The sequence below is a fragment of the Pseudoramibacter alactolyticus ATCC 23263 genome, from assembly GCF_000185505.1.
GTDB lineage: Bacteria > Bacillota > Clostridia > Eubacteriales > Eubacteriaceae > Pseudoramibacter > Pseudoramibacter alactolyticus.
Window position 1 is genome coordinate 728,331 of record NZ_GL622359.1, and the last position, 24,020, is coordinate 752,350.

Here is a 24,020-nt window from a genome sequence, read left to right on the forward strand (position 1 = left end):
ATCAGCCGATTTTTTCTTCTAAGGCTTCCGAAGCCTGTTTCTTTTCAAGATTTTTCCATGAAGTCTCGATCATCAGCTTAATCCGATTGATCTGATTGACTTCCGACGCGCCGGGATCGTAATCGATGGGGGAAATATTGGCATAAGGATAACGCTTGCGGATGGGTTTGATCATCCCCTTGCCCATCACGTGGTTTGGCAAACAGGCAAAAGGCTGAACACAAACAATGTTTTCAACGCCGCCTTCGATGAGCTCCATCATTTCCGCCGTTAAAAACCAGCCTTCGCCGCCCTGGTTCCCCAGGGAAATAAGCTCTGTCGCTTTCTGCGCCTTCTTGTAAATTGTCGACGGCGGTCCGAAATGACGGCTTTTGATCAAAGCGCGCTTCATATTCTTGCGATACATTTCAATCACGCGAATAATGAGCTTGCCATTGCGCTTGGCGCTGGCTTTTCCCGATAAAACGTCGTGCTTATAAATGGCATTATAGGAACAATATAAAAAGAAGTCAATGATATCCGGCACGACCACTTCGACCCCTTCGTCCTCCAGCACCTGCACCAGGTTGTTGTTGGCCGTCGGATGATATTTTACCAAAATCTCCCCAACGACACCAACTTTAGGAATGGTCTTTTCGATCCGCGGCAACACATCGAACTGAGAAACAATTTCCCGCACATTGCGCTTAAATGCAGACGGTCTCGGGTGAATGATGCTGCTTCTCACCTTGCGCCGCCACATCTGATAGAGAGCATCCGTCGCGCCGGTTTCCTTTTCGTAGGGTCTGGTGGCGTAAAGCACACGCTGGAACAAATCGCCATAAACCGCAGCGACAGCGATGCGGTTGGCCATCTGCGGCGTGATCTTAAAACCGGGATTGCTTTCTAAACCGACGGTGTTGATCGAAATCACGGGAATCTGTTCCAATCCGGCTTCTTTGAGCGCCTTGCGGATAAAGCCCACATAGTTCGAAGCGCGGCAAGGTCCGCCGGTCTGGGACATGAGCACCGAGACGTTGTTCAAATCGTATTTGCCGGATTTGAGCGCGGCCATGATCTGTCCAACGGTCAAAATGCTCGGATAGCAGGCGTCGTTGTTGACATAGCTGAGCCCCGCGTCGACGGCTTTGTCGTCCACGCTGGGCAGCACTTCCACATTATAGCCGCTGGCATTGAGCGCCACGGAGAACAGATCGAAATGGATCGGCGACATCTGCGGGCACAGAATCGTGTGCTTTTTCTTCATGTCTTTTGTGAATGTGACGCGTTGAGTCAATTCCTTCCCCGGCACCACAATATCGTTTTCCCGCCGTTCTTCCATCGCCGCCTTCAATGAACGCATCCGGATTCGGATGGCGCCGAGATTGCTGACCTCATCAATTTTGATCAGCGTGTAAATTTTGCTTTTGTGTTCAAGAATTTCCTGAGTCTGTTCGCTGGTAACCGCATCGAGCCCGCATCCGAAGGATGTGAGCTGAACCAGCTCCAGTTCGTCGTGCCTGGTGACAACCTCCGCCGCTTTGTAAAGCCGGCTGTGATATTTCCACTGATCCAGCACGCGGTAGGGCTGGGCCGTGTCTGCGTTGGCCAGGCCGGCCACCGAATCTTCAGTGAGCACCGCCATGTCAAGCGCCGTGATGATATTGTCGAGACCGTGATTGATTTCCGGATCAACGTGATAGGGCCGGCCGGCCAGAACGATACCGCGCTTGCCGTGTTCTTGTAGCCATTCGATGGTTTCAAGCCCTTTATCGTGCATATCTCTGGCAACATGATGCTTTTCACCGTAGGCATGGCGCAGTGCCGCAGCCACCTCGTCCGACGAAACCCCCTCCGGTTCGAAAATTTCGCAGAGCCGTTCTTTCAGACGGTCCGCATCTTCCAAAGAAAGGAAAGGATTCATAAAATCGATATCGTTTTCGGCCAGACTGTCCATATTGTATTTGATGGTTTCCGGATAAGACATAACAATCGGACAGTTATAGCAATTATCCGCCGAATCAAATTCTTGTTCTTCATAAGCCACGCAGGGATACCAAATTTTGCGAATCCCCTGATCGATCAGATCCTGAATGTGTCCGTGGGTCAGCTTGGCCGGATAACACACGGAATCCGAGGGAATCGAGCTCATGCCCTTTTCGTAAATTTTGCGCGTGGAACTGGCTGAAAGCAGCACCCGATAACCCAGCGAGGTTAAAAACGTAAACCAAAAGGGATAGTTTTCGTATTGATTGAGCGCCCGGGGAATGCCGATGACACCGCGGGGCGCCTGATTTTCCGGCAGAGGCTCATAATTGAAAAGCCGTTCGTATTTGTATTGGTACAAATTGGGAATACTTTTCTTGTGCCTGCTGCCCCCCGCGCCCACTTCACAGCGGTTGCCAGTGACGTGACGGCTGCCATCTGCAAAAATATTGATGGTCAGCTGGCAGTTATTGCTGCAGGCGCCGCACCGGCGATGCTTGATGGTCACATCAAATTTGTCTAAATCTTCAAGGCCAAAAATGGTGCTCTTTTCGCCTTTGTGCCGGCGTTCTCTCGCGATTAACGCCGCACCGAAGGCACCCATTAAGCCGGCGACATCCGGACGGACCACATCGCGTTCGGTAATCTTTTCAAAAGCACGCAGCACCGCGTTGTTATTGAAGGTCCCGCCCTGCACCACAATGTGTTCGCCAAGCTCCTTAGGGTTGTGCACTTTGATGACCTTCTGCAGCGCATTGCGAATCACAGAATACGAAAGGCCGGCGGAGATATCCCCGACGGAAGCGCCTTCCTTTTGGGCCTGCTTGACCTTTGAATTCATAAAGACCGTGCAGCGCGTTCCCAAATTGGAGGGACTTTCCGCATTCATGGCCGCCTCGACAAAGTCCGAAATCGGCAGATTGAGCGACTTGGCAAAGGTTTCAAGAAAAGAACCGCAGCCGGAGGAACAAGCCTCGTTCAGCACGATGTTATCAATGGTGCCCGAGCGAATGCGCATGGCCTTCATGTCCTGGCCGCCGATATCGAGAATGAAATCCACCTGCGGGCGAAAATACTGCGCGCCTTTAAAATGGGCCATCGTTTCAATCTCGCCAATGTCCATATGCAGCGCTGACTGAATCAGGCCTTCTCCATACCCTGTGGAGGCTGCCTTGGCAATATAAACATCTTTCGGCAGCTTGCCGTAAATATCCCGGAGGATTTCAATGGATTTATCCAGCGGACTGCCTTCATTGCTCGAATAATAGCTATAAAGCAGTTCGCAGTCTTTGCCGATAATCGCGGCTTTGGTGGTGGTTGATCCGGCGTCGATGCCAAGATACACCGGTCCGCTGTAGGTCGACAAATCCCCACGCTTGACCTTGTCTTTGTCGTGACGTTCGATAAAGGCCCGGCGTTCTTCATCGTCTGCAAAGAGCGGCTCCAAGCGGCCGACGCCGGAATCATCCGCAAAGGGATTGTCCAGCCGGTCGATGACATCGGCAAAATCGACGGCCTCTTTTTTTTCACTGGCATAAGCCGTACCCAACGCCACAAAAAGATTGGAGTTTTCCGGAAATTCCACCTCATCCGGCGTGAGCTCCAAGGTTTCAATAAAGCGCTGCCGCAGCTCCGACAGGAAATAGAGCGGCCCGCCCAAAAAGGCCACATGGCCTTTAATGGTGTGCCCGCAGGCCAGGCCCGAGATTGTTTGATTGACCACCGCCTGAAGCACCGAAGCCGCAATATCGGCACGTTCTGCCCCTTCGTTGATCAGCGGCTGTACGTCGGTTTTCGCAAAAACGCCGCAGCGCGACGCAATCGGATAAATCATTTTGTGCGCTTCGGCCAACTCATTCAGCCCGGCGGCATCCGTTTTCAAAAGCGAGGCCATCTGATCGATAAAGGCCCCGGTTCCGCCGGCGCAAGTCCCGTTCATGCGCTGTTCGATGCTGCCTTCAAAGAAAGTGATCTTGGCATCTTCGCCGCCAAGCTCAATGGCACAGTCCGTTTTCGGAATCTTTTTCTCAACGGCGAGCGTCCCAGCCACCACTTCCTGAATAAAGGGAATTTCAAGCCATTTGGCCGCGAGCATCCCGCCAGACCCCGTCACGGATATATGCGTTTGCACATTGCCCAAGGTTTCATAAACCTCGCGGAGCAGGGCGCTCATCGAGATTTTAATATTCGAACGGTGCCTGCGGTAATCACTAAAAACAATTTTGTCTTTTTCATCGAGAACGACCACTTTAATCGTGGTCGAGCCGACGTCCAATCCCATCCGATAGTTCATTTCAGCTACTTCTTTCTATTGATTTATTGCTTTTTATATTTTTTCCGGTGTCACACCCAAAATCTTGTGGCATGCACACGCCTTCACTACTTTATAGCGTTTCTAAGCCAATGCTATCCCAGGATTATACCTCAAAAGGGTTAGTGGATGCAAATAGCGTCACCGCCGTTTTAGCTGAACTTTCAGAAAAATCACTTTTTCGTTATATCTTTCCCACTTTCTTTCAGATTTTTTGCGTTCAATTGCCAAAGAATATGCTATAATAAACGAAATTATTTAACAACTTTTTGATCTTTTCGAATTTTTTATTTTATCATATCCCAATACACTGAGGTCTATCATGAGCAATTCTATTCATAAATCCATTTTCGGACAGCGGCTCAAACAATTAATGAAAAATTTTAACGAAACCACCTATTCACTGTCAGAGCAGTTCAATTTATCTCCGCCCAGCATCTCCCGATACACTCGGGGCGAAATGGCTCCCAAAATGACCACGGTTTACGCCTTGGCCGATTATTTTGACGTGAATCCGGAATGGCTGATGGGTAAAACCGTCTCGATGTATGAATCGGAAATTTTAGGGGATACCCACGCGGCGGGGCACGCCTTCGATATTTCCGTGTTTGATGAAATTCGCTATGACCGGCCGATTTTTTCTAACCACAAAACCGCCGACCACCTCTCGATTCCCATTGACAAGCTCACCGAATGGGGACCTGTCTTCGGCTATCGGATTCCCGACAACGCCATGCAGCCAGCCTATACCGCAGGCGATCTGGTCGTGATTCGCCTGAATACCGAACTCACATCCGGCGCGACCGTGGCTCTTCACGTCAACAAGGAACCTATGATCATCCGCAAAATTATTCTAATGGGCAATAAGCTCATCACCCAGCCTTTTAACGCCGATGCGGATGCCGCCGTTTACGATATCCGCAAACACCACGTCCAGACGATCGGCACGATTGTTTACCGCCGCCACGTTGAGGAAGCTTATTTCTCATACTAAATGCATTGTCCTCCAATGTATCCTCTGAATCCGCGCATAAAAAAACCAGGCATATGCCTGGTTTTTTTACGACTAAGCCTGTAAGCCGAGTTCTGTCTTGATAATCATCTATCTGGTTCCGCGCCGTCACCGGCGGACTCAAGCGACCTACCATTGAGCAGCGACGGGCCGCCGCCTTTTAACACTCTTTCTTGGTCTTGCTCCGAATGGGGTTTACCCAGCTGGCCAATTACTTTAACCACTGGTGAGCTCTTGCCTCACCCTTTCACCCTTACCGACATGCGGCGGTTTGCTTTCTGTTGCACTTGCCTTAAAGTTGCCTTCACCGGACGTTATCCGGCATTCTGCCCTGTGGAGCTCGGACTTTCCTCAGGTTGCCCCGCGATTATCCGGCCTAGTCAGATCTCTATTATAACGATTTTCCAAATTAATGCAAGAGGCCATTGCCGCTCTTGTCGTTCGGTCAGTCCTTAAACGTCCCCATTTCAAAGGCCTCCTGCGCATCATCCATCGGCACTTCTTTAGGGGCCGCTGTTTCTTCACCGTTATTCAGATAATGATCACGCACTTTACCTTCAACCTCGTCACAAAGATCGGGATTATCTTCGAGCATCTGGCGAATGTTGTCACGCCCCTGCCCCAGCCGTTCGCCATTATAGGAGAACCAGGATCCGGACTTCTTAATGATGTCGAGCTCGACGGCCATATCCAGCACATCCCCTTCATGGGAAATCCCCTTGCCATAAATAATGTCAAATTCCGCAGTTTTAAACGGCGGTGCCATTTTGTTCTTAACCACCTTGCAGCGGGTGCGGTTGCCGATCATTTCACCGTCTTTTTTGAGCGTTTCAATCCGGCGCACATCCATGCGGACCGAAGAATAAAACTTCAGTGCGCGGCCACCGGTCGTCACTTCCGGATTGCCGTACATCACGCCGACCTTTTCCCGCAATTGATTGATAAAAATAGTCGCCGTGTTAGAATTTTTGATCACGCCTGTCAACTTCCGCAGCGCCTGGGACATCAATCTTGCATGCAGCCCGACATGGGAATCCCCCATGGTCCCTTCAATTTCGGCGCGGGGCACCAGCGCCGCCACCGAGTCGATAACCGCCACATCAATGGCACCGCTTCGCAAAAGCGCTTCTAAAATTTCCAAGGCCTGTTCGCCGGTATCCGGCTGGGAAACGATCAGATTATCGATATCCACGCCGAGGCTGGCCGCATAAATCGGATCGAGCGCGTGTTCTGCATCGATAAAGGCCGCATTGCCGCCTTTTTTCTGAGCTTCGGCAATAATGTGCAACGCCAATGTCGTCTTCCCGGAAGATTCCGGGCCGTAAATTTCGATAATTCGCCCCTTGGGCACGCCGCCAATCCCCAGCGCCATATCAATGCGCAACGACGATGTCGAAATGACATCAACATCTCTGGCGCCACTGTCGCCAAGGCGCATCACGGCGCCTTTCCCATAAGTTTTTTCAATGTTTTTTAAGGCATTATCCAGGGCTTTCTTGCGTGCTTGTGCATCCGTAATATCCATCACCGGATCTAAGGGCTTTTCTTTCTTGGCCATACGAGCCTCCTTTTCGTTAAAGTTGAATCTTTATTGCAGGTTCAGAATTGCTTCTCTTACCATACAAAGTGCCTTGTTGGCCGAGCGTTTTTGAATGGTTTGCCGACTGCCCGCAAATTTGCATTTTTCAATCCGTGTCCGTCCGTCGGCGTGCACGCCGACATACACCAATCCTACCGGCTTTTCCGCGCTGCCGCCGTCTGGCCCGGCGATACCGGTCACCGATACGTTGACATCACATTCCGAGAGCGTCGCCAGATGTTCGCACATTTCCCGGGCTGTTTCTTCAGAAACGGCGCCTACCCTATCCAGCGTTTTTTTCTGAACGTCGAGCAGTCTCATTTTCGCTTCATTAGAATAGGTTACCACACCCATTTTAAAAGCTTCCGAAATTCCAGGAATCGCTGTCATCTGCGATGCGATGAGGCCGCCGGTGCAAGATTCCGCCGTGGCCATGGTCCGATGCTTCTTGAGCAGCAGATCCCCCACTGTCTCGGCCAATGTTTTTTGGGCATGGGCAAAAATATGACGGCCAAAACGCCGATCCATTTCCTTTGAATATTTGTCCAGCAGGCCATTGATGGCTGCCGCATCGGTGCCGTTGGCTGTGATGCGCACCAACACTTCTCCCGGCTTGGCATAAGTCGCAATGGTTGGATTGGTTTGATGATTCACCAGATCCAAAATCATTTCTTCCACCATGGATTCCCCAAAATCGCAGATATTAAAATAACGGGAAATCACCAGCTGACTGGTGCGATTCTTGAGGATCGGCATCACATAAAGATCGAACATGGCTTTCATTTCGCTCGGCGGTCCGGGCAGAAGAAAAACACTGACGCCGTTCTTTTCGATATGAATCCCCGGTGCTGTGCCCTGAGTATTATTGATCGCCTTGGCGCCGACGGGAATGTCACACTGTCTGAAATTGTTGTCCGTCATGACATAATTGCGCCGGTCGAAGTGTTGTTTCATTTTGCGGACCTGCGCTTCGTCCCGCTGCATGGACATGCCGAAAAAAGCCGCCACGGTTTCTTTGGTTAAGTCATCCTGCGTCGGACCGAGGCCTCCAGTCACCACAACGACATCACTGCGTTTAACCGCCGCTTCAAAGACGTCCTTTAACCGACCCGGATTATCGCCTAACGTCGTTTGAAAATGAACTGAAAATCCATTTTTGGACAATTCTCTGGCAATGTATTGGCTGTTGGTGTTAAGGGTATCTCCGGTTAAGAGTTCCGTGCCGACACAAATAATTTCACAATTCATTGGTCCTTTTCCTTTTCAGATTTTTTCTTTAAAAAAGCGCCTGTCGTGCAGGCGCTTTGCATTACATGGTTTTGATAACCCCTTTGTTGAGTCTGAAATAATCAATTCCGGAAATCAAGGTCAGAGCTAACGCTACATAAATCATAATCTGCCCAAAAATACCCAGTGCCGGAAAAGCGGCGACCGGCCAGCTGTAAAGAATCAGTGCGATGATTGCAATCATCTGTGACATGGTCTTGGCTTTACCCCATTTGCTCGCAGCAATGACCACGCCGTCATTCGCCGCCAATGTTCTGAGGCCGGTAATAGCGAATTCTCTGGCAATGATCACGATGACCACCCATGCCGGAATCGCCTGTGTCTGAACCAGACAGATAAAAGCGGATGCCGTGAGTAACTTATCGGCCAGCGGATCCATAAACTTGCCAAAATCCGTAATCAAGTTGCGGCTTCTGGCAATGTGGCCATCCACGTGATCGGAATAGGCCGCGATCGCAAAAATAACCAGCGCCACCAATTGGTGATGCGGAAATTGAATGGCCATTGCCGCCACAAAAAACGGAATGCAGATCATTCTGAACAAAGTAATCTTATTCGGTAAATTCATTTTCTCCCAACTCTCCTATTAAATCATATTCTATTGAATCGATAATTTTCACTTTAAAGAATTGTCCCACGGGTAAATCAGACTGTTCAATCAGTACGTCACAATCCACTTCCGGTGCCTCCCCCCGCGTCCGGCCGATCGAAACCCCGTTCGTCTGATTTTCATCAATCAAAACTTCCACCGTTTTGCCGATCATGGCTTCATTCGCCGCCGCGGTAATGCCCTGCTGCTGCTCATAAATCCGGCGCAAGCGCGTTTCTTTAACGGTTTTGTCAATTTGATCGGCCATGGTATACGCCGGTGTTCCCTCTTCCCGAGAATAAGCGAAAGCGCCCAGCCGCTCAAAGCGAAGCGTTTGAAGATCTGCAAGCATTTCTTCAAACTGCGCTTCCGATTCACCGGGGAAACCGGCGATCACCGTCGTTCGCAACACCGCATCCGGCAACATTTTCCTGATTAATTTTACTTTATCATAAATTTGCGCTTTGTCAATGTGTCGCCCCATGCGTTTTAAAATTTCATTCTCTGTGTGCTGAATCGGCATATCAAAGTAACGGCAGATGTTTTCATGATGCTTGATTGCCGTCAGCAATTCTTCAGTAATGCCTTCCGGATACAGATAAAGCAAGCGAATCCACTTGAACGGAATTTTTTCTGACAGCTGTGTCAAAAGCGAAGCCAGGTTTTCATTTCCCGGCAGATCACTGCCATACTGCGTCAAATTTTGTGCCACCAGAATCAATTCCCGCACACCGCTGCTGTACAAAATTTTGGCCTCAGCCAAAATCGCTTCCGGCGTGCGGCTGTGATGTCGCCCGCGAATGGTCGGAATCGCACAATAGGTGCAATGGTTATCGCAACCTTCACTAATCTTTAAATACGCCGTCACCGTTTTATCCTTCAGATAACGAGGCGCCGCACTGGCCGAAAAATGCGCACTGATAAAAGCCTTTTCTTCCGATTGATGTGAAATCACCTCCGGCAGATCGTCGATCTGATTGACGCCGATAAAAAAATCTATTTCTGGAATTTCTTTTCGCAATTCCTTCGCATAACGTTGCGCCATACAGCCCGCCACCACAAAACATTCACAGTTGCCCCTTGTTTTAAACGGCAGATATTCAAATATTTTGTCAATGGATTCTTTTTTAGCCGCCTCGATGAAACAGCAGGTATTGACAATAATCAGGCTGGCCGCGTCCGGTTCATCCGTCACACGGTAACCCGCCTGCAAAAGCCCTCCGGCCATCTGTTCGCTGTCCACCGTATTTTTATCACACCCCAATGTCGAAATAAAAACAGCAGGGCTGTCAGCCATGGTATTCCTCCTTCGTGATCAACAATTGCCGCGGTTTGCTGCCATTGGGGCCCGAAATGATACCTTTCGTCTCAAGCTCATCAATAATACGGCCGGCCCTGGCATAACCTACCCGCAGTTTGCGCTGAACCATTGATGTCGAAATCTGACCATTCGCAAAGGCCAGCTCCGCCGCCTGCGGGAACAAATCGTCTGCAGTTTCTTCGGTCTGTGCCTGTTGATTTTGAACCTGCGCCGCTTCGATTTCATTTTCGATATGGTTGTCAAAAACGGGCTTTGCCCCGTCGGAAACTGCTTTGACCACGCGGTTGATTTCCGCATCGGATACAAAGGTTCCCTGCACGCGCAGCGGCTTGGATTTGCCTGAGGGGAAATAGAGCATGTCGCCTTTCCCCAAGAGCTTTTCCGCCCCAACCTGATCCAAAATAGTCCGACTGTCCGTATTGGATGCCACCGCAAAGGCAATACGGGACGGAATATTGGCTTTGATCAACCCGGTAATCACATCCACCGACGGCCGCTGCGTTGCAATCACCAGATGCATCCCGCAGGCCCGCGCCAGCTGTGCCAATCGACAAATGGCGCTTTCAATTTCCTTGGGCGAAGTCATCATTAAATCGGCCAATTCATCGACAATGATAACAATTCGCGGCAGTTTTCTCTCGCCGGCCGCTTGCCGCATCTTATTGTAGCCCGCGATATTGCGCACGCCGGCTTCTTTAAAGAGCTGGTAGCGATTCGTCATTTCCTTCAACGCCCAATTAAGCGCAAAAGCCGCCTTCTTCGGATCCGTCACCACGGGTATGAGCATATGCGGAATCCCATTGTAAATATTGAGCTCCACCATTTTCGGATCAATCATAATAAAACGCAGATCATCCGGCGACAATCGATAGATCATGCTGATGATCATGGTGTTGATGCACACGCTCTTTCCGGAACCGGTTGCGCCGGCAATGAGCAAGTGCGGCATTTTAGAGATATCGCCGATGATGTTTTGACCGGACAGGGTTTTACCCAAAGCGAACGGCAGTTTCGCTTCCGTCTTTCGAAACGCCGGCGTATCGATGATCTCGCCCACGGCAACCACGTCGCTTTCTTTGTTCGGCACCTCGATGCCGACGGCCGATTTCCCCGGAATCGGAGCCTCCATCCGAATACCGGACGTTGCCAGCCGCAGTGCTAAGTCGTCGGCCAAGTTGACGATTTTCCCCACTTTGACCCCAGCTGCCGGCTGCACCTCAAAGCGCGTAATCGAAGGGCCGACGTCGACGCCGACAATTTTGGCATCGACGCCAAAGTCCTTCATGGTATTTTCAATCTGTCCGGCCTTTTTCACCACATCACTTTTTCGATCGCTTCCGCGGTGCACCCCCGGATCGAGAAGCGCCACGTCCGGCTTATGATAAACCGGTGTCGGCGCCTGGGATGCCAGATCCAAATCAAAAGTTTCCGGCTCCTCCGCTTCTTTACCGAAATCCGGATGATCTTCTGTTGTTTCTTCCCCGGAGAACAGATCCTGCGGCGCTTTAGCCGTCGCTATAACCTGGTCTCTTTCCGCCTGCGCCTGTGTTGCTGCCGCTTCGTCCAACCCTTCAATAACGTCGTCAATATTAACGTACTGCGTATTGACGGACACTTCGCCGATATCGCTGGGATTAAATAAGCTGTCATAATCCTGATCTTCCAGTTCCGCTTCCTGACGCTCCGCTTCTGCCGCCCTGCGGCGCTGTGCAAGTTCCCGATCTTCCTTCAGCTCATTCACTTTACCGATAATGGCCGCTTTTCCTTCCGTTTTTAAGCGATCGTAAAATTCCGGCGAAATGGTTTTGACAATCATATAGATTTCATAAATCATCAATGCCAGCACCAAAATAATCGTTGCCGGCTTTTTAATGATCGTGAGCAAAATATAGGTGAGCACCAAGCCGAAGATGCCTCCGTACGCAACGTTGCTGCCAACTGGCACGGTGAACATATCGATCAGGGTGTAACGAAACATCGATTGCCATCCCATGCTGAAGAAAATCAGCAGATTGGAAATCAGCAGAAACACATAACCCATGACCTTGGAATGTTTCTGCCACTTTCCTGCGAAAAGCAAAATACCTGAGACGATGGCATAGATACAGTAAATGACCGTCACATTTCCCATCAGATATTTCACAATCCCCTTCCCCCAAATGCGGTCAAAAAGATTAGGGGTCGCTGTCGAATAGGAATAGGCGCTAATTAATGCAATCGCGATTAATGCCAGACCCAGTATTTTCATCTGACCCGAGGTCAGCGTTTTTTTCTCGGCCGTTTTTTTCGTTGTTTGACTTTTGGATGCTGGCTTCTTTTTTTGTTTGGTGTTATTTTTTGTTGTCTTCTTCGATTTTCTTTTATCCAAAACCTTTACCATCCATTTCTCAATCTTTCTATTGAAAACGGGACGCCTTATCGGGTCCCGTTTTAATGTGTATCAATTATAACATGCGCGCGGCCAACAATCCTGAAAATTATCGGCCCGTGTGACCAAATCCGCCAGCTCCCCGATCCGTTTGGTTCAAAGCATCAACGGTCTCAACCGCAATGATCTCGGGCTGCACCACCGGTGTAAATACCAGCTGGGCAATGCGGTCTCCCGGATGAACGGTAAAAGGCTCATCAATCAGCACGATCATCAGTGCCGCGATCTCACCGCGATAGTCCGCGTCGATCGTACCGACGCCATTGGCCATGGCCACACCGTGTTTGAACGCCAAACCGCTGCGTGCGCGCACCTGCGCTTCATAACCTGCCGGCATCTCCAAATAAATGCCGGTGGGAATTCGATAAACGCGATGCGGCACGAGCACCATCTCGTTCTCGATGGCTGCCCGCAAATCCAATCCCGATGCCCCTGCCGTTTCGTAAACCGGCGCAGGAAAATCGGAGCGATTGACCAGACGAATCTGACAATGTTCCCTGCGCATCGCTCTATTCGTCCTGGGGCAAGCACGCCTTACGCGAAAGATTAATGCGGCCCTGAGCATCAATTTCCGTCACTTTAACCGTAACCATGTCGCCAACTGACACCACATCTTCAACATTTTCCACACGGTGATTAGCCAACTTGGAAATATGGATCAGACCGTCTTTAGACCCCGGAATATCGACAAAAGCGCCGAATTTCATAATTTTCACGACTTTGCCGGTCACCACATCGCCGACTTCCACTTCACGAACGATATCAAAAATCATATCGTGTGCTTTTTTAGAGGATGCGCCGTCCGTCGCCGCAATATAAATTGTGCCGTCTTCTTCGATTTCGATTTTCGTATCTGTCGCATCTTGAATGCCAATAATGGTTTCGCCGCCTTTTCCGATGACGTCGCGAATCTTTTCAGGATCGATGGTCATCGTTGTAATGTGCGGCGCATAGGGCGATAATTCTTCCCGTGGCTGCGCAATCGCGTCATTCATCACGCCAAGGATGAACAAACGACCTTCCCTTGCCTGATTGAGCGCCTTGGTCAAAATTTCACGATCAATGCCGTGAATTTTAATGTCCATTTGAATGGCCGTAATGCCGTCTTCCGTTCCGGCAACTTTAAAGTCCATATCGCCCAGGAAATCTTCCATTCCTTGAATATCCGTTAAAATAGCCAATTTCTCATCTTCTTTGATCAGTCCCATGGCACAACCGGCTACCTGTTTTTTTATAGGTACTCCGGCTGCCATCAAAGCCATCGAAGAGCCACAGACTGACGCCTGCGAAGTGGAGCCGTTGGAGCTCATGACTTCTGAGACTACACGAATCGCATAAGGGAAATCCTCTTCAGAAGGCAAGACCGGCAAAAGCGCTCTTTCAGCCAACGCTCCGTGCCCGATTTCACGACGTCCCGGTCCGCGGCTGGGTCTCGTTTCACCGACCGAGTAGCTCGGGAAATTATAATTATGCATGTAGCGCTTTTTGCTTTCCAGTTCAAGACCGTCCAATGTCTGGGCTTCTTTTAAAAGGCCGAGGGTTGCCACCGAGCACACCTGGGTTTCGCCGCGGGTGAAAAGCGCCGAGCCATGAACCCGGGGAATATAATCCACTTTGACCGCTAACGGGCGAACCTGGGTCATTCCGCGGTTATCCGGGCGGATACCGTCATCCAGGATCAAACTGCGGACTTCCTTCTTTTTAAGATTATTGATGACCATATCGATATCTGCAGCGTTGTCCGGATAAATTTCGGCAAAATGTTCGCTGACTTCTTCAATGAGCGTATCCATGCTCTCAATGCGTTCTTTTGCATCCTCGGTGCGGACCGCGTCATGCATCCGCGTACCAATATAACCGGTAATTTCAGTTACCATTTCTTCTGTCGGCAGGTAAAGTTTATAGTCAGCTTTGGGGGCCCCTACTTCTGCCACAATTTGATCAATGAAGGAAATGATTTTTTTGATTTCTTTATGCGCGTAAAGAATGGCATCCAGCATCGTGGCTTCCGGAATTTCATCGGCACCCGCCTCAACCATCATAACCGCTTCCCGTGTGCCGGCAACCGTGAGGTGCATTTCGGATTTTTCATATTGGGCTGCCGTCGGGTTGAGAACAAATTCACCATCAATCAAACCCACTTGAACGGCCGCTGTCGGGCCATCGAACGGAAGATCAGAAATGGATAAAACAATAGACGATCCCAACATGCCAACCAGTTCCGGCGCGTTATCATGTTCGACAGACATCACCATCGTCACGACATGAACGTCGTTGCGGAATCCCTTCGGAAAAAGCGGACGAATCGGTCTGTCAATCAAACGTGAATTTAAAATCGCCTGATTAGACGGGCGGCCTTCCCGCTTTAAAAACCCGCCGGGAATTTTGCCGACCGCGTATTGTTTTTCTTCATAATCCACTGACAACGGGAAAAAGTCCATGCCTTCCCGTGGTTTTTTGGATACCGTGACATTACACAACAAACTGGTATCCCCGTAGCGAACCATCGCGGCAGCCTTTGCCAGCCGTGCCACCTCTCCAATTTCAACCCGAAAAGGGCGGCCTGCAATCTCCGTTTCAAATACTCTCATCTTTCCTCCTCGTTCGATAACCGCACTTTCAGAGCCTTCCCCGAAAATGCAAAAAGGCGGAAGAGCTCCGCCTGTTTAATCATTATTTTCTCAAGCCCAGTCTCGCGATCAGTTCACGATAACGGGTGATGTCTTTCTTTTTCAGATACCCCAAAAGATTGCGACGCTGCCCAACCATTTTAAGCAGTCCTCTTCTGGAATGATGATCCTTTTTGTGCACGGTAAAATGCGCATTCAAATCATTGATGCGCGCTGTCAGCAACGCAATCTGAACTTCCGGAGAACCAGTATCTCCAGCATGTGTGCCGTATTCCGCAATGATTTGTTCTTTGTTTTCTTTTGTAATCATGATATCTCCTTGATTATTTAGAATTCCCCCGTTCATAGTAGGCCGTCGGAGTGTCGGCAAACCAAGAGTGGGCTAACTATCGTGCATTTTACCATTGGCTATCTGAATTGTAAAGCACAAATCCAATCTTTCGCGATCAATGCCTATAGCTTTACAATAGGTGTGAGACCTTGAGAATAAAAAAAGCGATTGAGTCCGTTAGAATTGTTTCTACTACTAAACTCCTCTGACGAAAGGTCTTCAATCGCCATGAGCAGCATATCACATTCACAATGATTCTTGTCCCATACTCTTAAAACTGGAAGCGTTAGGTATTAAATGGCAGATGGACGTTCCAAAAGCTTGTTATGTCGGCAAGGTGCCTGACAAGTTCATCAGTACACGATGATTGACAAGGCATCATAAGGGAACGATTTATCTATCATATCTTGAACAAAGCAACTTCTATAAAGAAGTCGGAATAAAACATAAACTGATACGCCCTAGAACCCCTTGGAATAATGGTAACGTCGAAGGCAGCTACAGGAACGATCAGGAGCAATTCTGCAACTTCCTGAATTTCTGCTCGTTCAAGGATCTGAAAGAGCAGATGTACAGGTATATGTGCGGATTGAACAATCTCCCAATGGCAGTGCTTGGATGGATGTCTCCACTTGAAAGGCGTGCGCAGCTCAAGGGATAACTTTCGAGCCTTGGCAGAAACAATCGGATGTTATCAAATGACTTTCTCCTTTTTCAGGTCTCACATCATTGGATAACATACAATCATTTTCTGCTTTATTTAGCCGCTACGCTAATAGAGCTTTTTTTACAATATCAACCGCCTGATCAATTTCGTCCCGCGTCACGATCAACGGTGGCACAAAGCGCAAGGTAGATGCTCCCGCGCTACAAATCAACAACCCATTTCGAATACATTCCTTAATAACCTCACCTGGATTACCCGTGATTTCGGCGCCTAACATGAGTCCCTTGCCGCGCACATCGACAACTTTCCCGATTTCAGCTTTAAGCGCCATTAATTTATCTTTCAGATAAGCTCCTTTATCTGTCACTTCCGACAAAAAATCAGCTTTTCCAACATGATCGAGCACATAATTGGCAGCTGCTGTCGCCAGCGGATTTGCACCAAAGGTCGACGCGTGGGTTCCCGGGCCAAACGCTTGTGCCACGCGATTGCATGCCAAGATGCCCCCCATTGGTACCCCGCCGGCAATCCCCTTGGCAAAAGAAACGACATCCGGTTTTAAACCGTATTGCTCATAAGCAAAGAAAGTTCCGGAGCGGCCAATCCCACATTGAACTTCATCCAAAATCATAACGATATTTTGTTCGTCACAAAGCTGGCGAACCTTTTTTAAGTATTCTGGAGCCGCCGGATAGACACCACCTTCCCCTTGAACGGGCTCTAACAGAATTGCGCAAGTTTTCGCCGAAACTTGCTGCACCAGCGCTTCATAATCATTAAATGGCACATGAGAAATTTCCGGCATCAACGGATTTAAATTTTTCTGATACTTTGGCTGCCCCGTCGCCGTAATGGCCGCATAGGTGCGGCCATGAAACGAATGATCCATCGCAATGATCTCGACGGCTTCTTCAGATTTATGCAATTTGGCATAGATTCTTGCCAATTTCATTGCCGCCTCGTTGGCTTCCGCCCCACTATTGCAAAAAAAAGCCTTATCCAGTCCGCTGAGTTTCGTCAACTTTTCTGCGGCGGTAATCATCGGTTCATGCCAATACAAATTCGAAATGTGCATCATCTTACCGCATTGACTCGCAATGGCTTGGTTCAACCCCGAGTGATTATAGCCCAAACAATTGACGGCGATCCCGCCGACAAAATCCAGGTATTCTTTGCCATCCACATCGGTTAGGGTGCAGCCGTCTCCATGGTCAAACACGATGGGAAACCGCGTGTAAGTCGGCATAATCACCGCATTGCCCCGATCAATTAATGCTTGTGTTTTCACTTTTTACTCCTTGTTATATTTGGGAAAATTATCTTTAATCATTGTACCGCACCCGGCCGCCGTAAATAATTCTAAAAGAATAGAGTGTTCGATGCGGCCGTCAAGGATATGCACGGATTTAACGCCGCTTTCAATAGCATTCACCGCATTTTCCACTTTAGGAATCATTCCGCCGGAAATAACCCCTTGACTAATCAAATCATACACTTCGTGCGTACCTAAACGCCCGATGATCGAGCTGGGATCATCATGATCCATATAGACCCCTTCGGTATCCGTCAAATAAATGAGTTTTTCGGCTTTAAGTTTTTTAGCAATGGCATAAGCGACATGGTCTGCATTGATATTATACGTTTGTTTATTTCTGTCATAACCGATTGGCGCGATGACCGGAACATAATCATTGCGAAGCATATCCTGCAAAATAGCATCCTTTACCCGCGTAATCTCCCCAACATAGCCAATGTCTTTTCCATGGGATAACTTTTTCTTGACGCGCAGCATGCCGCCATCTTTTCCGGAAATCCCCACAGCATTGATGTCGCGATTTTGAAGTAATTGAACAATTTCTTTGTTGATTTTTCCACAGAGCACCATTTCGGCAACGCTCACCGTCTCTTTGCTGGTAACCCGCAGCCCGTCCATAAATTCAGATTCAATATCGAGCTGATCCAGCATTGACGAAATATCTTTCCCGCCGCCATGCACCACAATGGGACGAATGCCCACCAATTTCATCAATGCAATATCATCCATCACCGAATATTTAATATCCTGATCGTTCATAAAAGAACCGCCATATTTAATCACAACTGTTTTATCACTAAACTCTCGGATATAGGGCAGTGCCTCGATCAGGGTATTGGCCTTTTCGATGTATTGACTCATATTTTCAATCATGTTTCGCCTTCTTTCTTACGAACGGTAGTCACCATTAATGTGCACATATTCGTGGGAAAGATCACATCCCCATGCCTTGGCCCGATAAATCCCCATGCCCATATCAATCAGCACATCAATGTCTTTTTCAGACAAAATTTCTGTTGCCGCAGTTTCATCAAAGGCGACGGGTATTCCCTTTTCGAGCAGCTTTAATGAGCCCCGGGCACTGCTGAATATAAGATCGACCGTATTCGGATCAAATTGAACGCCCGAAGCGCCGATTGAAGACAGCACGCGTCCCCAATTCGCATCTTCGCCGTAAAACGCCGTTTTAACCAGGTTCGATTTTATTACCGCTTTGGCTAATAATTTTGCTTCAAAAACCGATTCGGCGTTGATCACAGACACTTCAATGAACTTTGTCGCGCCTTCTCCATCACGGACGATTGATTTTGCAATACGCTCATTAACAGCATACAGCGCATTAAAAAACAAACCGTATGCCGCCGATTCGACATCATCAATGCGGGGTGTATCGGCCATGCCGTTGGCCATCACCAAAACCGTGTCGTTGGTGCTCATATCGCCGTCCACCGACATCATGTTGTAAGTATCTTCCGCGATAATGCTGAGCATCTGCTGCAGACATTGCCGATCGATGTTAGCGTCTGTTGTTACAAAAGAGAGCATGGTCGCCATATTGGGACAAATCATTCCGGATCCCTTGGCCATCGCCCCGATTTTAACCGTTCTGCCTTCAATTTTTAATTCAACCGCCGCCGTTTTAGGGACCAGATCCGTTGTCAAGATCGCGCGGCTCGCTACATCTACGCCTTCAACCGACAATCCGTCGACTAACGCAGGAACGGCATCGGTGATCTTATCCACCGACAGCGGAACGCCAATCACCCCTGTTGAAGACACAAACACCTGGTCCATTTCACAATTCAGAGCCATTGCCGCCGCCCGTGCCTCATCACGGACATCCTCCAATCCCTTTGCCCCGGTACAGGCATTGGCATTACCGCTGTTGACAATCACAGCTTTAATCGCGTTGCCTTCAGAGACAATGCGGTTGTCCCAAAGAACCGGCGCTGCTTTAACCGCATTTTTAGTTGTGACGATCGCCGGGATAGCCGGCTTCTCGGAAACAACTAATGCCGTATCTAATTGATCATTTTCTTTAAGCCCAGCCGCCACACCAAAAGCTTTGTAGCCCTGCGGCGCTGTTATGCCGCCGTCAATCCATTTATATTTTTCACCCATCGCGCGTGTCTCCTTCATTAAACAGGATAATCCGATACCAAATCAATGCCTGTTTTTTCCGGCAGATCAAACATTAAATTCATATTCTGCACGGCCTGACCCGCCGCCCCTTTAATCAAATTATCAATGGCGCCCATTGCAATCACGCGATTCGTTCGCTTATCGATTTTGACACCAATATCGCAGAAATTAGTTCCTTTAACCCACTTGGTATCGGGAATTCGTCCCTCTGTTAAACGGACAAAATATTCGTTGTGATAAAAATCACGATAAAGCTGACGGATGTCTTCTTCCGACATAGCTTTGCCCGCCTCGTTTAAACACGCATAGCAAACGGCCAAAATGCCGCGATTCATCGGCACCAGATTCGGTGTGAACAATAACTGAAGCGACTGATGGCACAAGGCTTCCAGTTCCTGCTCGATTTCCGGCGTATGTCGATGGGATGCCACCTTATACGGTTTAATCGATTCTGTACATTCACAAAACATATAGGGAAGCTGATCCGTCCGGCCTGCGCCGGTGACGCCGGATTTCGCATCGATAATGATAGAGTCCATATCGATAATCCCAGCTTGAACCAAAGGCGCCAGTGTTAAAATGCTGCACGTGGTATAGCACCCGGGATTGCCGATCAGCCGAGCCTGTTTGATTGCTTCGCGATGCAGTTCCGCTAATCCATAAACCGCTTCGTTCATTACGGCTTGTCCATGATGCTCCACCCGATACCACTGCTCATAAATATTCAGATCCTTCAATCTGAAATCCGCGCCGAGATCAACCACCTTTGTTTTTTTGAGCACATCCGGCGTCACTTGCTGAGAAGCAATGCCATGGGGAAGGGCCAGAAATACCACATCGGCCATTTCCGAAAGCTCTTCTAAAGAGTGATTAGAGCAAATCGCTTCGGAAATGTGTTCATACAATGGATAAACTTCTCTTAATGGCTGTCCTGCATAGGATCGCGACCCTACCGAAACGACTTCGACTTTCGGATGTCGGGACAACAATCGAAGAAGCTCTTGTCCGGCGTATCCCGTTGCGCCAATAATTGCCGCCTTAATCATTTGTCTTCACCTCTATTAAATATTGATGGTCGTCAGTTCTTCCAGAATATGCCATTATGCGGCTTCTTTCAAAAGAACGGATTCAATTTTAGCAACTTGTTGCATTATACTCCACATAAAATGAATAATCAAGCATAATTACGAATAATTATAAATCTCATCCGTATATTTTTTCACTTCTTCCTTGATTTCTCAACATTCATATTGTATAATCATTCACAGTTTAAATTAGTTCCAGGAGGAATCTCATGTCTGAAAATAAAAAAGTCATCTTGGCTTATTCTGGTGGACTGGATACAACAACCATCGTGCCATGGCTGAAAGAAACTTATAACTATGATGTTATCTGTGTTTGTGTGGATGTCGGACAAGGAAAAGAAACCAACGGTCTCGAAGAAAAAGCATTGAAAAGCGGTGCATCCAAATGCTACATTGTCAATGTGATCGATGAATTTGTCGAAGAATACTGCTGGCCCGCCTTGAAGGCCGATGCCGTTTACGAAAAAAAATATTTACTCGGAACGTCTCTCGCCCGGCCACTGATTTCCAAAGTCCTCGTGGACTACGCGCACAAAGAAGAGGCTGAAGCCATCTGCCATGGCGCCACCGGCAAAGGCAACGACCAGGTCCGTTTCGAGCTGGGGATCGGCGCGTTGGATCCTCAGCTTAAAATCATCGCCCCCTGGCGGGAATGGGATCTTCAATCCCGGGAAGACTTGATGGACTTTTGTATCGAACACGACATCAAAGTCAGCACCAGCCACGATCAATCATACAGTCGTGACACCAATCTGCTGCACATGAGCCATGAAGGTTTGGAACTCGAAGATCCTTCTATCGAACCGAATTATAAACACATTCTCCGCATAACTAACGCATTAAACGAAACGCCGGACGAGGCTGAAGAAATCAAAATCGAATTTGTCAAAGGTGAACCCGTCGCCATCAACGATCAGAAAATGTCACCCCGGAAAATTCTCGAAACCTGCAATAAAATCGGCGGAAAACACGGCATCGGCGTCATTGATCTGATTGAAAACCGCGTGGTCGGTATGAAATCCCGCGGAATTTATGAAACACCGGGCGGCAGCATTTTATACCGTGCCCACGAAGAGCTCGAACACATGTGTCTCGATCGCGAAACTTTCGCCTTTAAAGAGCAAGCTTCGGTTAAATTTGCCGAAATCGTGTATGGCGGTCAGTGGTTCACACCTCTGCGGGAAGCTCTATCGGCTTTTTTCGACGAAACGCAAAAAACCGTTACCGGTATCGTCAAACTAAAATTGTATAAGGGCAATATGATTTTGACTTATGTCACCTCTCCCTACTCGCTTTATAACGCAGAAATTGCCAGCTTCACCACCGGCGATCTCTACAATCACAAAGACGCAGAAGGCTTTATCCATCTTTACGGACTGCCGCTGCGCGTGCGGGCGTTAATGCGTTTGAGTGCTCGGGAAAAGGGCCAGGATATCGAATAATCCTAAACTCTGTAAATTAAATAAGGAATCAAAATGGCAAAAAAACTTTGGAGCGGCCGGTTTCAAAAGGGAACCGATGCCCTCACCGATGATTTTAATTCATCCATCGCTTTTGATCAGCGGCTGTATCATCAGGATATTCGCGGCTCGATTGCCCATGCCAAAATGCTCGGCAAACAAAAAATCATCCCGCCGGATGATGCTGATCTGATTGTCAAAACCCTTCAGGAAATTCTTGAAGACATCGAAGCTGGCAAAATTACGTTCTCCGTCGAGATGGAAGATATTCACATGAATATCGAGTCTCTGTTGATCGACCGGATTGGGGACGTCGGCAAAAAACTCCATACCGGGCGGAGTCGAAACGACCAGGTTGCGACAGACATGCATCTTTATGTCAAAGACATCTGCGCGATCATCATCGATGATATTAAACAGCTGGCAACCACACTGCTCAATCTGGCCTATGCCAATACTGAAACCATCATGCCGGGTTATACCCATCTGCAGCGGGCTCAGCCCATCACTTTTGCCCATCACCTTTTGGCCTATGTGGAAATGCTCAAACGCGACATCAAACGCTTCCGGCAGGTCATTGAAATGGCCGATACGCTGCCGCTGGGTGCCGGCGCATTGGCAACCACCACCTATCCGCTGGACCGGTATTTCGTGGCCGAGCAGCTGCATTTTTCTGGCGTTGCCCTCAACAGCTTAGACGCTGTTTCCGATCGCGATTTCTGCATCGATTTCCTGGAGGCCGTTTCTGTGCTGATGATGCACCTCAGCCGTTTTTCGGAGGAAGTGGTGCTTTGGAGTTCCGCCGAATTCCATTTTCTCACGCTTGATGATGCTTTTTCGACTGGCTCTTCTATTATGCCGCAAAAAAAGAACCCCGACATTGCGGAGCTCGTTAGGGGTAAAACCGGACGGACCTATGGCGATCTCATCAGTCTTCTGACCATGATGAAAGGTATCCCCCTCGCCTACAACAAGGATATGCAGGAAGACAAAGAACCGGTATTTGACGCTTTCGACACGGTGACTATCTGCCTGCGCACTTTTGATAAAATGATGGCCACGGCGACTGTCAATGCTCAGAATATGCGCCGGGCGGCGGCCGGAGGCTTTTCCAACGCAACTGACGCTGCTGATTGGCTCGTCAAAAATGGTATCCCCTTCCGCGATGCCCACGGCATCGTCGGCCAGCTCGTTTTTTATTGTATTGAGCATCAGAAAAACCTGGACGAATTAAGCCTTGAAGAATATCAAGCCGTCGACCCTATTTTCAATAAAGAAATCTATGCCGCGATCAACCTCAACAATTGTGTCAATCAACGTAAAATTGTTGGCGGTCCTGCCAAAGTCACAGTGGAACGCGCCATTGCCATCAATCGCGGTCAAATCAAAAAATTATAATTATTTTTTATCTCGATGCATCCTCACATCCATCTGCATCGAGATTCTTTACGGCAAAAAACACTAAAGCCATCCTTTTCCGTTTACAACGTTTTGGATGGCTTTAGCACGCTTGTTCTGTTTCGGTTATACTCATGTGATTTTGGGACTCACCCCTTTATATTTATTTCAATAAATCTGGCTTTGTCCACGCTATCGTCTCTATATGCGAATAGTCGCGGCTTTTTTCAAAACCTGAAGTTTTTTACTCATCTTTCCAGCTTTCTGAATAAATCTTCCGCTGTGAATAAATTAAATTTATTCACGATTTATTCATCCGCTTGACTCGATTTGATCATTCTAATCAAACTCCGATCAAACCATTTATCAAGCCTCTTCCAAAATTATGTTTCGAATACGTAAGTCACCAACTAAAAGATTTTCTATCTTCCCTTAGTGCCGTCTCACTATTACTCGATCAGACAAATGTCTGTTAAATCTTATGGATAAGAGAGTTCTTC

Annotated in this window: 16 protein-coding genes, 1 other RNA gene and 1 pseudogene; 4 read left to right on the forward strand and 14 right to left on the reverse strand. The window is 48.5% G+C overall.

Features of this window, described 5'->3' with window-relative positions; translation table 11 throughout:
• Position 1: 1 nt before the first annotated feature.
• The gene (locus HMPREF0721_RS03475; RefSeq protein WP_006598170.1) at positions 2-4,258 is read right to left on the reverse strand and encodes a 2-hydroxyacyl-CoA dehydratase; all 4,257 of its coding nucleotides are present in this window, start codon (positions 4,256-4,258) and stop codon (positions 2-4) included.
• A 340-nt stretch (positions 4,259-4,598) separates the two neighbouring features.
• Here HMPREF0721_RS03475 and HMPREF0721_RS03480 point away from each other — a divergent pair, with 340 nt between their 5' ends.
• Positions 4,599-5,270, forward strand: a complete 672-nt coding sequence (locus HMPREF0721_RS03480; protein WP_006598173.1) for a S24 family peptidase — start codon at positions 4,599-4,601, stop codon at positions 5,268-5,270.
• A 65-nt stretch (positions 5,271-5,335) separates the two neighbouring features.
• Here HMPREF0721_RS03480 and rnpB read toward each other — a convergent pair.
• From rnpB to rpsO, 9 genes are all read right to left on the reverse strand, one after another.
• An RNA gene (rnpB, locus tag HMPREF0721_RS11130) (RNase P RNA component class A) lies at positions 5,336-5,671 on the reverse strand.
• 62 nt (positions 5,672-5,733) lie between these two features.
• Positions 5,734-6,846 (reverse strand): recombinase RecA, encoded by a 1,113-nt coding sequence (recA, locus tag HMPREF0721_RS03485; RefSeq protein ID WP_006598174.1) that lies wholly within the window; start codon positions 6,844-6,846, stop codon positions 5,734-5,736.
• A gap of 30 nt (positions 6,847-6,876) precedes the next feature.
• A complete protein-coding gene (locus HMPREF0721_RS03490; protein ID WP_006598175.1) occupies positions 6,877-8,115 on the reverse strand; it encodes a competence/damage-inducible protein A in 1,239 nt (412 codons plus the stop codon).
• Between the two features lie 61 nt (positions 8,116-8,176).
• Positions 8,177-8,722 carry a CDP-diacylglycerol--glycerol-3-phosphate 3-phosphatidyltransferase gene (pgsA, locus tag HMPREF0721_RS03495; RefSeq protein ID WP_006598176.1) on the reverse strand — a complete coding sequence of 182 codons (546 nt, stop codon included), beginning with the start codon at positions 8,720-8,722 and terminating at the stop codon, positions 8,177-8,179.
• A complete protein-coding gene (rimO, locus tag HMPREF0721_RS03500; RefSeq protein WP_006598177.1) occupies positions 8,706-10,040 on the reverse strand; it encodes a 30S ribosomal protein S12 methylthiotransferase RimO in 1,335 nt (444 codons plus the stop codon). The genes pgsA and rimO overlap by 17 nt, the downstream gene beginning before the upstream one ends.
• Complete coding sequence (locus tag HMPREF0721_RS03505; RefSeq protein WP_207635234.1) at positions 10,033-12,207, reverse strand: DNA translocase FtsK; 2,175 nt, start codon at positions 12,205-12,207, stop codon at positions 10,033-10,035. Before HMPREF0721_RS03505 ends, rimO begins: the two co-directional genes overlap by 8 nt.
• Positions 12,208-12,541: 334 nt before the next feature.
• Positions 12,542-12,997 (reverse strand): dUTP diphosphatase, encoded by a 456-nt coding sequence (gene dut / locus HMPREF0721_RS03510; protein ID WP_006598179.1) that lies wholly within the window; start codon positions 12,995-12,997, stop codon positions 12,542-12,544.
• 4 nt (positions 12,998-13,001) lie between these two features.
• Positions 13,002-15,083 carry a polyribonucleotide nucleotidyltransferase gene (locus HMPREF0721_RS03515; RefSeq protein WP_006598180.1) on the reverse strand — a complete coding sequence of 694 codons (2,082 nt, stop codon included), beginning with the start codon at positions 15,081-15,083 and terminating at the stop codon, positions 13,002-13,004.
• 82 nt (positions 15,084-15,165) lie between these two features.
• Complete coding sequence (rpsO, locus tag HMPREF0721_RS03520; RefSeq protein WP_432680483.1) at positions 15,166-15,429, reverse strand: 30S ribosomal protein S15; 264 nt, start codon at positions 15,427-15,429, stop codon at positions 15,166-15,168.
• A gap of 310 nt (positions 15,430-15,739) precedes the next feature.
• Between rpsO and HMPREF0721_RS12775 the strand changes: the two are divergent.
• Positions 15,740-16,114 (forward strand): annotated as a pseudogene (locus HMPREF0721_RS12775) (transposase family protein); the annotation flags it as partial.
• Positions 16,115-16,220: 106 nt separating this feature from the next.
• Here HMPREF0721_RS12775 and HMPREF0721_RS03525 read toward each other — a convergent pair.
• Genes HMPREF0721_RS03525 through argC form a run of 4 tightly spaced genes read right to left on the reverse strand, consistent with a single transcriptional unit; the run spans position 16,221 to position 20,623 of the window.
• Positions 16,221-17,366 (reverse strand): aspartate aminotransferase family protein, encoded by a 1,146-nt coding sequence (locus HMPREF0721_RS03525; RefSeq protein WP_050787013.1) that lies wholly within the window; start codon positions 17,364-17,366, stop codon positions 16,221-16,223.
• A 45-nt stretch (positions 17,367-17,411) separates the two neighbouring features.
• Positions 17,412-18,308, reverse strand: coding sequence for an acetylglutamate kinase (gene argB, locus HMPREF0721_RS03530; protein ID WP_006598184.1), 897 nt, complete (start codon positions 18,306-18,308; stop codon positions 17,412-17,414).
• Between the two features lie 15 nt (positions 18,309-18,323).
• Positions 18,324-19,556, reverse strand: coding sequence for a bifunctional glutamate N-acetyltransferase/amino-acid acetyltransferase ArgJ (gene argJ, locus HMPREF0721_RS03535; RefSeq protein ID WP_040639885.1), 1,233 nt, complete (start codon positions 19,554-19,556; stop codon positions 18,324-18,326).
• Between the two features lie 17 nt (positions 19,557-19,573).
• The gene (gene argC, locus HMPREF0721_RS03540) at positions 19,574-20,623 is read right to left on the reverse strand and encodes an N-acetyl-gamma-glutamyl-phosphate reductase (protein ID WP_006598186.1); all 1,050 of its coding nucleotides are present in this window, start codon (positions 20,621-20,623) and stop codon (positions 19,574-19,576) included.
• 248 nt (positions 20,624-20,871) lie between these two features.
• On the opposite strand from argC, the gene HMPREF0721_RS03545 reads away from it, so the two are divergent.
• Both HMPREF0721_RS03545 and argH read left to right on the forward strand, forming a co-directional pair.
• On the forward strand, positions 20,872-22,104 hold the full coding sequence (locus tag HMPREF0721_RS03545) for an argininosuccinate synthase (protein ID WP_006598187.1): 1,233 nt from the start codon (positions 20,872-20,874) through the stop codon (positions 22,102-22,104).
• Between the two features lie 33 nt (positions 22,105-22,137).
• The gene (argH, locus tag HMPREF0721_RS03550) at positions 22,138-23,520 is read left to right on the forward strand and encodes an argininosuccinate lyase (protein ID WP_006598188.1); all 1,383 of its coding nucleotides are present in this window, start codon (positions 22,138-22,140) and stop codon (positions 23,518-23,520) included.
• Positions 23,521-24,020: the final 500 nt, after the last annotated feature.

What these genes read in the sequence shown, in the direction of transcription:
- argB (WP_006598184.1), bottom strand. Translation starts at nt 18,308, where the DNA reads ATGATTGAAAATATGAGTCAATACATCGAAAAGGCCAATACCCTGATC.
- HMPREF0721_RS03475 (WP_006598170.1), bottom strand. Translation starts at nt 4,258, where the DNA reads ATGAACTATCGGATGGGATTGGACGTCGGCTCGACCACGATTAAAGTG.
- HMPREF0721_RS03545 (WP_006598187.1), top strand. Translation starts at nt 20,872, where the DNA reads ATGTCTGAAAATAAAAAAGTCATCTTGGCTTATTCTGGTGGACTGGAT.
- argH (WP_006598188.1), top strand. Translation starts at nt 22,138, where the DNA reads ATGGCAAAAAAACTTTGGAGCGGCCGGTTTCAAAAGGGAACCGATGCC.
- HMPREF0721_RS03515 (WP_006598180.1), bottom strand. Translation starts at nt 15,083, where the DNA reads ATGAGAGTATTTGAAACGGAGATTGCAGGCCGCCCTTTTCGGGTTGAA.
- argC (WP_006598186.1), bottom strand. Translation starts at nt 20,623, where the DNA reads ATGATTAAGGCGGCAATTATTGGCGCAACGGGATACGCCGGACAAGAG.
- recA (WP_006598174.1), bottom strand. Translation starts at nt 6,846, where the DNA reads ATGGCCAAGAAAGAAAAGCCCTTAGATCCGGTGATGGATATTACGGAT.
- HMPREF0721_RS03480 (WP_006598173.1), top strand. Translation starts at nt 4,599, where the DNA reads ATGAGCAATTCTATTCATAAATCCATTTTCGGACAGCGGCTCAAACAA.
- pgsA (WP_006598176.1), bottom strand. Translation starts at nt 8,722, where the DNA reads ATGAATTTACCGAATAAGATTACTTTGTTCAGAATGATCTGCATTCCG.
- rimO (WP_006598177.1), bottom strand. Translation starts at nt 10,040, where the DNA reads ATGGCTGACAGCCCTGCTGTTTTTATTTCGACATTGGGGTGTGATAAA.
- HMPREF0721_RS03490 (WP_006598175.1), bottom strand. Translation starts at nt 8,115, where the DNA reads ATGAATTGTGAAATTATTTGTGTCGGCACGGAACTCTTAACCGGAGAT.
- HMPREF0721_RS03525 (WP_050787013.1), bottom strand. Translation starts at nt 17,366, where the DNA reads ATGCCGACTTACACGCGGTTTCCCATCGTGTTTGACCATGGAGACGGC.
- dut (WP_006598179.1), bottom strand. Translation starts at nt 12,997, where the DNA reads ATGCGCAGGGAACATTGTCAGATTCGTCTGGTCAATCGCTCCGATTTT.
- argJ (WP_040639885.1), bottom strand. Translation starts at nt 19,556, where the DNA reads ATGGGTGAAAAATATAAATGGATTGACGGCGGCATAACAGCGCCGCAG.